General features: G+C 30.7%; 8 protein-coding genes. 5 read left to right on the top strand and 3 right to left on the bottom strand.

What is annotated here, in order from left to right:
• The first annotated feature begins 3 nt into the window (after positions 1-3).
• The 3 genes from KV700_RS08975 (at position 4) to KV700_RS08965 (ending at position 3,367) form a co-directional block, all read left to right on the top strand.
• Positions 4-1,164 carry a mandelate racemase/muconate lactonizing enzyme family protein gene (locus tag KV700_RS08975; RefSeq protein ID WP_218597674.1) on the top strand — a complete coding sequence of 387 codons (1,161 nt, stop codon included), beginning with the start codon at positions 4-6 and terminating at the stop codon, positions 1,162-1,164.
• An 11-nt stretch (positions 1,165-1,175) separates the two neighbouring features.
• Positions 1,176-1,961 carry an SDR family NAD(P)-dependent oxidoreductase gene (locus KV700_RS08970; RefSeq protein WP_218597673.1) on the top strand — a complete coding sequence of 262 codons (786 nt, stop codon included), beginning with the start codon at positions 1,176-1,178 and terminating at the stop codon, positions 1,959-1,961.
• A gap of 512 nt (positions 1,962-2,473) precedes the next feature.
• Positions 2,474-3,367, top strand: a complete 894-nt coding sequence (locus KV700_RS08965; RefSeq protein ID WP_218597672.1) for an SMP-30/gluconolactonase/LRE family protein — start codon at positions 2,474-2,476, stop codon at positions 3,365-3,367.
• A gap of 61 nt (positions 3,368-3,428) precedes the next feature.
• On the opposite strand, the gene KV700_RS08960 is transcribed toward KV700_RS08965, so the two are convergent.
• A complete protein-coding gene (locus tag KV700_RS08960; protein ID WP_218597671.1) occupies positions 3,429-4,295 on the bottom strand; it encodes an AraC family transcriptional regulator in 867 nt (288 codons plus the stop codon).
• Between the two features lie 308 nt (positions 4,296-4,603).
• Between KV700_RS08960 and KV700_RS08955 the strand changes: the two genes are divergently transcribed.
• Together KV700_RS08955 and KV700_RS08950 are read left to right on the top strand one after the other, a co-directional pair.
• On the top strand, positions 4,604-7,618 hold the full coding sequence (locus KV700_RS08955; RefSeq protein ID WP_166384174.1) for a TonB-dependent receptor: 3,015 nt from the start codon (positions 4,604-4,606) through the stop codon (positions 7,616-7,618).
• Between the two features lie 20 nt (positions 7,619-7,638).
• On the top strand, positions 7,639-9,132 hold the full coding sequence (locus tag KV700_RS08950; protein WP_218597670.1) for a RagB/SusD family nutrient uptake outer membrane protein: 1,494 nt from the start codon (positions 7,639-7,641) through the stop codon (positions 9,130-9,132).
• Between the two features lie 461 nt (positions 9,133-9,593).
• Here the strand turns inward: KV700_RS08950 and KV700_RS08945 are convergent, their stop codons facing one another.
• Positions 9,594-10,454, bottom strand: a complete 861-nt coding sequence (locus tag KV700_RS08945) for a hypothetical protein (RefSeq protein WP_218597669.1) — start codon at positions 10,452-10,454, stop codon at positions 9,594-9,596.
• A gap of 7 nt (positions 10,455-10,461) precedes the next feature.
• On the bottom strand, positions 10,462-11,658 hold the full coding sequence (locus tag KV700_RS08940; RefSeq protein WP_218597668.1) for an Ig-like domain-containing protein: 1,197 nt from the start codon (positions 11,656-11,658) through the stop codon (positions 10,462-10,464).
• Between the last annotated feature and the right edge of the window lie 171 nt (positions 11,659-11,829).

Genomic DNA, 11,829 nt, shown 5'->3' with positions numbered 1-11,829 from the left:
AATATGAAAATTACAGATGTAAAAGTTTGGCTTGTAGAAGGGGTAAAGTATAATTGGACATTATTGAAAATTTATACAGATGAAGGTTACACAGGTGTTGGTGAAGCCACAAATTGGCCAGGGAGTCAAATAGTAGAAGCCGCCGCAAAAGAACTTGGACAAAGAATTATAGGTTTAGATCCAATGAGAACCGATTTTATTTGGACCAAATTATATAGAGATATGAACTGGGTTGGACCAAGTGGAGCAAGCTTATGTGCAATTTCTGGAATAGACATGGCTCTATTAGATTTAAAAGGAAAAGTGTTAGGAGTTCCTTGTTATGAGCTTTTAGGAGGGAGTTATAGAACAGAAATTCCTTTATATGCTAATTATTGGTTTACAGGAGGGGGACATAATGGTGAAGACTATGCAAAACAAGCAAAACAAGTTAAAGAAGCTGGGTTTACAGGCTTAAAATTTGATCCATTTGCTCATACTAATTATTTTTATGGAGATGATTTGGCAACAAATTTATCATTAACTAAATCAGAACAGGATAGAGCGTTTGAAGTTAGTAAAGCGGTAAGAGATGCTGTAGGACCAGATATGGATATTATGATTGAAACACATGCAATGCTTAATTTTAAAGTAGCAGTTTCAATGGCTAAGCGATTATCTGAATTAGATATTGCTTGGTATGAAGAACCAGCAGGACCAGAAAGTGCAGATACCTTGCGGGCATTAAGAGAGCGAATTGATCCAAGTGTATCTATTTGCGTTGGTGAAAGACATTATACAAGACATGGTATTAGACCAATTTTAGAAAAACATGTATGTGATGTTATAATGCCTGATATTACACGTTGCGGTGGTCCTTCAGAAATGAAAAGAATGGCTACAATGGCTGAAGCTTATAATGTATTAGTTGCTCCGCATAATCCAAACGGACCATTATCTACATTATCGTCTGCTCATGTATGTGCATCCATACCAAATTTCTTTAGGCAAGAATTTATTTTTAAAGACGTAAGTTGGCGAGATGAAATTATAGATCATCCTATAAATATTAAAAATGGAAGTTTAGTTTTGAGTAAAAGACCTGGTTTAGGAGTTGATTTAATTGAAGAAGAAATGGACAAACATCCAGGTATTAGAAAGCATAGAGAAGGATTTTATATCTAAAAAAAACAAAAATGTTAAATATTAATTTAGAAGGTAAAACAGTTTTAATAACAGGTGTATGCAGTGGAGTAGGACAAGGAGTAGCAAAAGTATTTGCAAAAGCAGGTTGTAATGTTGCTGGTTGTGGTATATCTTCTAAAGATTCTCAAGGAGCTAAGGATTTTTTTGGTATTTTAAAAAATGAAGGAGTAAAAGGACTTTATTTAAGTGTAGATGTTGTTTCCTCAAAAGATCAAGAAGCGTTAATAAACAAAACGATAGCAACCTTTGGTAGAATTGATATTTTAATTTCAAATGCGGGAGGTAATGTTTTTGAAGGAGCTGAACAATGTACACTTGATAAATGGGAATTTAATATGAATCTCAATTTAAAATCACATTGGATGCTAAGCCAGAAATGCAAACCTTGGTTAGAAAAAAATGGAAATGGAGTAATTATTTTAATGACTTCAAATCATTCTAATTATACAATACCTGGCTGTTTCCCATACAATGTAACAAAAACAGCAATAAAAGGTTTGGTTCAAAGTTTAGCAATTGAATGGGGACCAAAAATTAGAACTGTTGGTATTGCTCCTGGATTTATTGATACACCCGGAAACCAAAAATGGTTTGATAGTTTTCCTGACGCAGAAGTAGAAAGAAATAAAACAATAAATTTACATCCTGTAAAAAAATTAGGTACTACTGAAGAAGTAGGTAACTTTTGTGCTTTTTTAGCTTCAGATTTAGCTTCATTTATATCTGGTTCTACCTACTTAATAGATGGAGGAAGATCTGCACTTATGCAAGATTAATAGTTTTATATTCTTATTAAAAATCATCAAAAATCAATCAGATTTTTATGTTAATTGAGTAGTAAACCCAATAATAAATTTAAATGGATATTGGAGAATATCCTTCTAATGCATTTTAGAAGGATTCCATTCTTAGATCATTCTAAAAAAAAGATTAAAGTTTTAGTAGCGGTTATGCTGCAAGGATTTTTTGATATTTTTTTTCCTTTCTCCTATAAAAAGAAATTTCTATTCCTTTAGAGTATAAAAATATTTATTTATAATGAGAGGGTTTATCTTAGAGTAGGAAACCTTATTGAAACCATACCTCAATAATTAATATATAGGTTTTAAGTATAGATTTCTTTTGTACTTGTTATAAAATAAGGTGTATTTAATTTATGTTTTTATTTTGTGTAGTGTAGCTGTGAAAAATACAGTTATAGTTCTAGTTAAAGCGAGACTTTTTTACAAAGTTAATATGTAGCAGAACAAGTGAAAATTTATAGGTATTTCGTAACAAACCCTTAGAAATGAAAAATGATAAAAAGATAATAAAAAAAGCCTTATTATGGTACAATATTAAAGCTAATTTAGGAGAAGGTCCTTTATGGGTAACGCATTCTAAAGAATTATTATGGGTAGATATTAAAGGAGGACTCGTCTATGCTATAAATGCAATTACTAGAGTAAATAACGTTATTTATAAAGGAAATAAACCTAGTTGTATTGTTCAAGTTTCTAATCATGAATTCTTAATAGCAGATGGTCATAAAATAGTACTGTTAAATCTAATAACTAAAAATTATAATGAATTTGCTTCTTTAAAGTTTAATAATTTAAACATACGATTTAATGATGGAAAAGCAGATCCTAATAGTAATTTATGGATAGGAACTATGGATAAGAATGCACTTCATAACCAAGGAAGTCTATATTTGATAAATCATAAAAAAAAGATTTCAGAAAAATTAAATAACATTACCATATCGAACGGTATGACCTGGTCTTTAGATGCTAAAACAATGTATTATATTGATACTTTTGAGGCTAAAGTTTATGCTTTTGATTTTAACGAAAAAAGTGAAATTTTAAATCAAAGAGTAATTATTGATGTTCCAAAAGAATTAGGCATGCCAGATGGAATGACAATTGATAATAATGGAAATTTATGGATAGCTATGTGGGGTGGGTTTTCAGTAATTTGTTGGAATCCTAGCTCTGGAAAAATTATTGATAAAATAGAAGTTGAGGTACCAAATGTAACATGTTGCGTTTTTGGTGGTGAAAATATGGATACATTGTTTATTACTACAGCAAGATATGGACTTTCAAGTGCTGAATTAGAAAAATATCCAACTAGTGGAAGTGTTTTTTATACAAAAATGAATGTGTCCGGATTCAACTCAAACTATTTTAAGATATAACTAATTCGGTAATTTTTATATACGATTGATAAATTTAAGTAACAGATAAAGAAAACCAATCTTATATTCCTTGCGAATTTTTATAAAACTCAGTTGGTGATGTTTTTTTAATTAAACGAAATTGTTTATTAAAATGAGAAGGACTGTTATAACCGCTTAAATATGCAGCTTCAGTAATATTATACTTTTCTTCTCTTATTAATTTACAAGCGTAACCAATTCTAATTTCATTTAAAAAGGAAGAAAAAGTTTTTTTAGTTCTTTTTTTAAAATATCTACAAAAAGCAGTTTTATTCATTGAAGCAACTTGTGCAACTTCATCAAGCGTAATGGAGTTCGAAAAATTATCCATTATATATTCGAACACATTATTAATTTTTAAATCGCTTTTAAAAATAGTCTCTTTAAATAACGGAGAAGCAAGTAATGAATACTCTTCAGATTTAGAAGAAAAATGTAAAATATCAAGAAAAAACAATAAACGCTCCATCCCTTCTAGCTCTATGAGTCTTTTAATTTTTTCTATTAATTTTTTTCTTGTTTCATTTTGAAATGAAATACCCATTTCGGCATTTTTAAAAAGTTTTTTTAGTTTATCTGATTCAGAAAGGTTTAAAAATGTTGTTCCTAAAAAATCAGGAGAGAATTGAATAATAATAGAAGAACATTTCATTTTTAAAGAATTCTTCTTTTTTTGAGGATTGCTTCTCCAAACATGAGGTAACTTTTTTCCTACTAAAATAACATCTCCCTTAGAAAAAGTTTCAATTGAATCTCCAACAAACCGTTTTCCACTTCCCTTTAGTATTACAACAAGTTCTAACATTTCATGAAAATGCCATTTATCATCAAAAGAAGTTCTAACATCTTTTTTAATATGAAAGGCGCTTTCGGTAGGTTTTTCTAATTTTCTAAAATTCGCCTTCATTCTTTATTATTTGATTTTAAGGCAAATATAGAGAAAGTTATTGATAATTAAGAGCAAGCTTTCAATGGAAAGTAGCGGTAAGTTTGTTACAAGTAATGTTCTTTGTAGTAATGTATAGTTTGAGTTAATTAATAATTTCTAAAAAAAATATATATAATATTCTTTCTTTATTAAAATAATATCTATTTAATTTAAAGGATGTTATGTTTAGTTTTAGAAATTATTAGTAGTTAAACTTCAAGTAATACATGATATATTGACTTTAAATAATAATCATAAAAACAATTATTAACAAAATTTATTTAAGTATGAAAGCAAAAATATTTAAAATTTTTATTTTACTTGCAATTTTTACTGTTAGCCTGGGTTTTGCTCAGAATAATAGTGTTAGTGGTAAAGTAACAACTTCGGATGATGGAATGCCATTTCCTGGAGTTAATGTATTCGTTAAAGGTTCTCAATTGGGAGCAACTACCGATTTTGACGGTAACTTTACAATAGCTAATGCCGATCCTAATGGTATTTTAGTTTTTAGTCATGTTGGGTTTAAGACACTTGAAATAGCTATTAATAACAAAAGAACATTTTCTGTTTTAATGGAAGAAGATGCTTCGCAATTAGATGAAATTGTTATTGTTGGGTACGGAACACAGAAAAAAATTAACTTAACAGGTTCAATTTCAACAGTAAAACTAGACGATGCTGAAAATAGACCTATTGCCAATGCTAGTCAGGCACTTGCAGGTAAAGCAGCAGGTGTAACGGTTACTCAAAACTCTGGCCAACCAGGTGCAGATGGAGCTAGCATTAAAATTAGAGGAGTAGGTACTTTAGGAAATAGTAATCCATTAGTAATGATTGATGGAATTAGAGGAAGTTTGGGAAATGTAAATGTATCAGATATTGAATCAATTACGGTTTTAAAAGATGCAGCATCCGCAGCAATTTATGGATCAAGAGCAGCAAATGGTGTTATATTGGTAACAACCAAAAAGGGTAAATCTGGAAAATTTACTGTTAATTATGATGGATATACAGGTGTTCAAACAGCTACATACTTAGCAGATTATGTTACAAATTCTGCAGAATATATGGAACTGTTAAATCTTGCAAAATTTAATGAGAGTCCAGGCTCTACTCCAGAATTTACAGCAGACCAAATAAATGCATTTAGAACTGGAACAAATTCTGATTTATATCCAAACACAAATTGGAACGATGATTTATATAGAAGTGCACAAATTACCAGTCATAATTTAAGTGTACGTGGAGGTAGTGAAAAAACAACTTATTCTTTTTCACTTGGGCATCTTAACCAAGATGGTATTTTATTAGGTACCAATACCAAACAATATACAGCGAGGTTAAATTTAGATACAAAAGTATCTGATAAGTTTAGCACTTCCTTAAAAATTTCAGGAAGACATGACGATGTAAATCAACCCGTAGCAGGGTCGAGTACCGTAATAGGTTGGATAAACAGGGCATCACCAATGCAAAACCCGCGTTTAGCTGACGGAAGTTATGGATTTCCATGGTTAGCTTTCCCTAGTGCTACACAAGCATTAGCAGGTGCATTAGAAGGTAAAAATAATACGAGTTGGGATAATTTAATGGTAAACTTATCTGGTGAATATGAATTTATTGAAGGATTAAAGTTAAAAAGTACTGTAGGAGTAAGAACGTCTCATAGTTTACAAAAAGTATTTAGACCTTTAGTTGAACTAGTAAACCCTTCTGATGGTTCTACAACTAGCTTAAGTGTTGGTGGTAATCCATTGTCTGCTTGGAACGGTTATAGCAATTCTAGAGATATTACTTTTGTAACCACCTTAAACTATAATAAAACAATTGCAGAGAATCACAATTTTACAGGACTTGTTGGTTTTAACCAAGAAACAAACAAATATCAAGTTTTACAGGCTTCTAAAGATGGAATTCCTAGTAATGCACTTCAAGAAATTAGTGCAGGCGCTATAGATCCAACAGCACAAGGGTATACTGTAAATTTTGGACTTCAATCTTTTTTTGGAAGGCTTACATATGATTTTAATAGCAAATATCTATTTGAGGCTAATGTACGTTATGATGGGACTTCAAATTTTGCCGAAGGAAATCGATGGGGACTATTTCCTTCTTTTTCTGCAGGTTGGAATATTTCTAATGAATCTTTTATGGATGAGGTAGATTTTATCGATAACTTAAAATTAAGAGCTTCATGGGGACAATTAGGAAATCAAGCTATTGCAGCTGGTCAGTACTCTTCAATATATAGTTTAGGACAAAATTATTCGTATGGAGGTAGTTTAGTTAGTGGAGCTGCACAAACCAACTTATCTAATCCAAACGTAACTTGGGAAACATCTACACAAACCGACATAGGAGTAGATTTAACAGCTCTTAATGGTAAATTAGGGATTGTAGCAGATTATTATATAAAAGATACTGACGATATTTTACGAGGAGTAGCGGTTTCTACAGTTGTTGGAGGATTAAGCCCACCTACGGTGAATTTAGCTTCTGTTCAAAATAAAGGATTTGAATTTTTAGTTAACTATAAAGACAACGTTGGAGATTTTGAATATGGTGCTAGCATTAATTTGACTACTATTAACAATAAGGTAACCAAATTACCTACACCACAAATTGGTAGCAGAAGATTGGTAGAAGGGAGTTCAATTAACGAGTGGTTTGCTATTAAAATGTTAGGGATTTTTCAAGAAGGAGATGATATTGCCAATAGTGCACAACCTACAGCACAACCAGGAGATATTAGGTTTGAAGATTTTAACGAGGATGGTAAAATAGATAATGATGATAGACAGGCGGCGGGTCAATCAATACCTGATTTAATTTATGGTTTTGATTTGTCACTTGCTTACAAAGGTTTTGATTTTTCTATGCTTTGGCAAGGAGTAGAAGGTATTAAGGCAATAACAGAAGAAGAACAGAAACCGTTTTTTAATAATGCGGGAATTCCAAAATTTTGGGCAGAAAATTCTTGGACGCCAGAAAACCCTAGTAATCAATATCCAAGATTGGTAAGATCTAGTAATTATGTTAATAACATCTGGAGATTTTCTGATTTTTTACTTGAAGATGCTTCTTTTTTACGATTAAAAAACGTTCAATTAGGGTATTCACTACCTACTCAACTTTTAGATAAATTAAAATTAGATAAACTAAGAATTTATGTGAATACTACTAATCCTTTAACGATTACTAAATATAGAGGGTTAGATCCAGAGAAAAATCCTGCCGCAGGTAGAGGTTCTTATTCAAATGTTCAAGTATTATCATTAGGTGTTAATATTTCTTTATAATTAAAAAAAAATCTATAGATATGAAAACATATATAAAAATTATTTTTGGGCTATTCTTTATTTTTGCTTCTTGTGATGAAGACATTCTAGAGGTTAGTTCTACAACTCAGATATCTTCTGAAACATTTTGGCAAACAGAGTCTGATGTTCGTTTAGGTTTAAACGGAATTTATAACAGATTCAGTGCTTTAGAGCAAAATTATATTTATTTTGATGTAATGTCAGATAATGCATACAACAATTATCCATGGGAAGGTTATAAAGCTATAGCTGATGGAACACATGACGCCAGTGGTCCAGGAGCAATTTCTTGGATATGGGCAGATTGTTTTAGAGGTATAGGAAGGGCTAATGTTCTTTTAGAAAATATTGAAACTATGGATGGGCTTAATTCTGATTTTAAAAACTCAACCATGGGAGAAGCTTTGTTTTTTAGAGCCTTTTTCTACTTTACTTTAACAGATTTTTATGGAGGTGTACCTCTAATTTTAGAAAGTCCAAAATTAGAACATGGTCAATTACCAAGAGATTCAAAAGAAGTAGTGATTACACAGGTATTGGCAGATTTAAATGCTGCAGCTGCCTTACTACCAGAAAATCAATCTGAAGTAGGTAAAATTACAAAAGGAGCTGCTAAGGCTTTAAAATCTAGGGTTTTATTGTATAATAGTAGGTGGGGGGAAGCAGCTACTGCCGCACAAGAAGTAATGGGCATGGGGTATTCGCTATTTCCTAATTATAGAGACTTATTTCGTGAAGTAAATGAAAATAATAAAGAGGTTATTTTTGATGCACAATATATATCTCCAGAACAAGGTAATTTTATGGAATTATATCTTGGTAGCTATACTATAGGAGGTTGGTCATCTGTTGTTCCATTACAAAACATGGTTGATGAATATGAAATGATAGATGGAAATTCCATAGATGAGTCAATATTATTCGACCCAAGTAATCCTTATGAAAATAGGGATCCAAGGTTAAAACAAACAATATCTGTTCCTGGAGCTACACTTAATGGAATTGTAAATCATGTTGGTGAATTTGGAGGATTTTGTTTTAAAAAATATACAGAATATGATGAGTTTGATGTAGTGTCAGCTACTCCTTATCCTACTCAATCTGGACTTAATGCAATTATAATTAGATATGCAGAAATATTATTAACTTATGCTGAAGCAAAAAATGAAGCTTCAGGACCAGATGCTACTGTTTATGCAGCTATTAATGAAATTAGAGCGAGACCATCTGTTAATATGCCACCATTACCGTCTGGTTTAACTAAAGAAGAAATGAGACAAGCAATAAGACATGAACGTAGAGTTGAGTTACTTCTTGAAGGGACACGATATTCTGATATTAGACGATGGGGAATTGCAGAAGACGTTTTAAATGGATTAACAGACGCGGGAGGAACAAGGGTTTTTAATCCAAGTAGAGATTATTTATTCCCAATTCCTTCAGGTGAGTTTGATATTGAGGGTACAAAATTAGAACAAAACCCTGGCTATTAAAATTAAATATTATTTGATTTGAGAATGTTAGTGACTCAAATATTTGTTACTAATGGATTGTTAAAGAGGGTATCTGTTAAAAGATACCCTCTTTTTATTATCATTATTTATAAATTTAAAATTTAGTATAATAGGTATAGTGGAAAGTTCGGTTAAATAGAGTTTTTTTTGACTGTCATTTCAAACTCATAACAGAAGGTCACTGGTTCTAGTCTAGTTCCTGCTGCTATAAAAGAGTAATCAGAAATGATTACTCTTTTTTTTGTATTAAATTAAAAGAGAGTACCCTAAACAAAAGATCAAGTACAAAAGTTCTTAATTTTTTATCCTACTTAATAATTTTACATTGATTATAAATGGCTCAATGATATTTGTGTAACTAGTTTATCTATTTTAAAAGAAGAAAAACCAAAATAAATAAATATTTTGGTTTTTCTTAACTTGCTTTATATGATGTAAAATTATTTTATATCTAAGAATACTCCTCCAGAGAAAGAAGGACTTGCGGCTATTATTTTACCAGAAAAAGCAGAGTCGAAGCCCAGTGAAACACCTAGTTTTTTAGTAATATAGTAAGCAGTTTCAAAACCAAAACTGCTATATTCAATATCGTTAGCAAAAATACTTCCATTACTATTTGTAGCATTTAATGATCCATTTTTTAAAGATTTTACAACATTTAATCTTGTAATTAGCCAAAGCTTATTGTTTATTAAATTGATTCCTGCTTCTAAGCCAGTTCTAAACTCATCAGAAAAACCTTCACTTCTATTGTTGTAACCTAAATAAGATTTTAAATAAACAGGTTTTTCTTTAAAAGATGTAGAATAGCCTAAAGATGATGATAGAATTTGATTAAACTCTCCATCTCCATTTTGAAAACTACCATCGCTACCACCGGTATTATTACCTGTTGGTAAGCCCAAAGTTAGTTTTATATCTGCAGCCCAATTTCCTTTTTTGTATAAACCATACCTAACCCCTAAATCTACATCTCCAAAAGAATTTACTGTTTCCCCTTTGCTAATAGTTCCGCCCGTGGTACCTGAAATTTGATTATTTTGAGAAGAGCTAGCAAAGAATGGTACGTATGCAATAACATCAAATTTATTACTTACTCCATATTCTGCATACACGCTAGTGTTAAACAAAGTTCTAGTTCTATTAGGGTCTTTTGCACCTGTATCTGTATAATGCTCATCATATTGCAATTGCCATCCTGCAAGTTTATAATACCCCTTTCCTTTTCCTTTAGTCCATTGGGCAAAACTAATGTTACTTGCCAGTACTATTAAAACGAATGCAATGATATGTTTTTTCATATTTCTTTTATTTAATTTCTCCATTTCCTACTTCTATACCAAATGGTTTACACCAATATAATAAATGTGTAAAATCATTAATACCTGTATTTTTTATAATGTAAGTATGGGTTCCTTTAAAAACCGTGACTTTTTGTATTTCTTTAGCATTTGCTACTGTATTTATATTATTGGTAAAGTATAAGTATAAACCAGGTAGTCTTTCTGATGCTTTGTAGTTTTCACTAATTATTAACTCTAAATCATTTGTGTTTGGTATTTCTTTTAAAATAAAATCTCCTCTAAGTTCATAACTACTTGATGTTTTTAAAGTTCCTGATTTTTTTTGAGTTGCATTACCAATAACACTTACTGTATCTTGTGTTGTAAGAGTATTATTAGAAGAATTTACTGTTGCTGTAATAACAGCTTCTCCCGCTGCAATTGCAGTTATTAAACCAGTATTAGAAACGGTTAATATGTTTGTGTTAGAGCTTTGCCAAGTAATAGTAGGCGTCTCTGTTTCTCCAAGACTGTTTGTATAAGTTGAGGTATATTGGTGTGTATTGTTTATGTTTAACTCTATTATTGGGTTGTTAATACTTATGCGCTCGTCTATGGTTACTGCCGTTACTGTATCTTCTGTATTTATTATTTCTCCGTCTGCTGTTGTAGTACTTGCTGTAATGGTTGCTAAACCTTCACTAATTGCAGTAATTAGACCTTCGTTAGTAACTGTAATAATAGAATTGTCAGAACTATTCCAAGACACTTTTAAATCTTCTATCTCGCCAAGTTTATCTGTATAATTTGCAGTGTATTGGTGTGTGTTAGAAATAATTATTTCTTCAATAACATTATTTATTGTTAGTTTTTTAGCAACAGCTATAACTGCTATATTATTTTCATTTGTAATAATACTTCCATTTTCTGTTGTTACAGAAGCGGTAATTACAGATTCTCCTATGGATAGTGCTGTAAGTAAGCCAGTGTTAGAAACAGATATAATGTTAGAATTACTGCTATTCCAATTAATTACTGGAGTTGTTACTTCACCTATATTATTGGTGTATTTAGTGTTGTATAGGTGTGTGTTTTTTATACCAAGTTCTGCAATGGTATTGTTAAAACTTAATATTTCTGTTTGATTATCTGCAATAATATCATCTTCAATACAGCTATTAAAAATGAGTGAAAGGAATAGAATAAATTGTAAATATTTCATTAAGGTTATTTTTAAATTCTGAAAATTTTGTCGTAGAAAAAAACAATTGTTTACAATTTTCATTATAATAGTTAACTTTTTTAAGAAAATACTTCAAAATATGGAAACCCGTATAAAAACTATAAAATGAAAAATTAATTTTGATATTAAATTAATGAGGAGTTTAAAATT

Origin of the sequence: Polaribacter sp. NJDZ03 (assembly GCF_019263805.1) — a bacterium.
In the GTDB taxonomy this organism is placed as follows: Bacteria; Bacteroidota; Bacteroidia; order Flavobacteriales; family Flavobacteriaceae; genus Polaribacter.
Note: the sequence above shows the minus strand (reverse complement) of the source record. Positions and strands in the feature narration are given on the sequence as shown.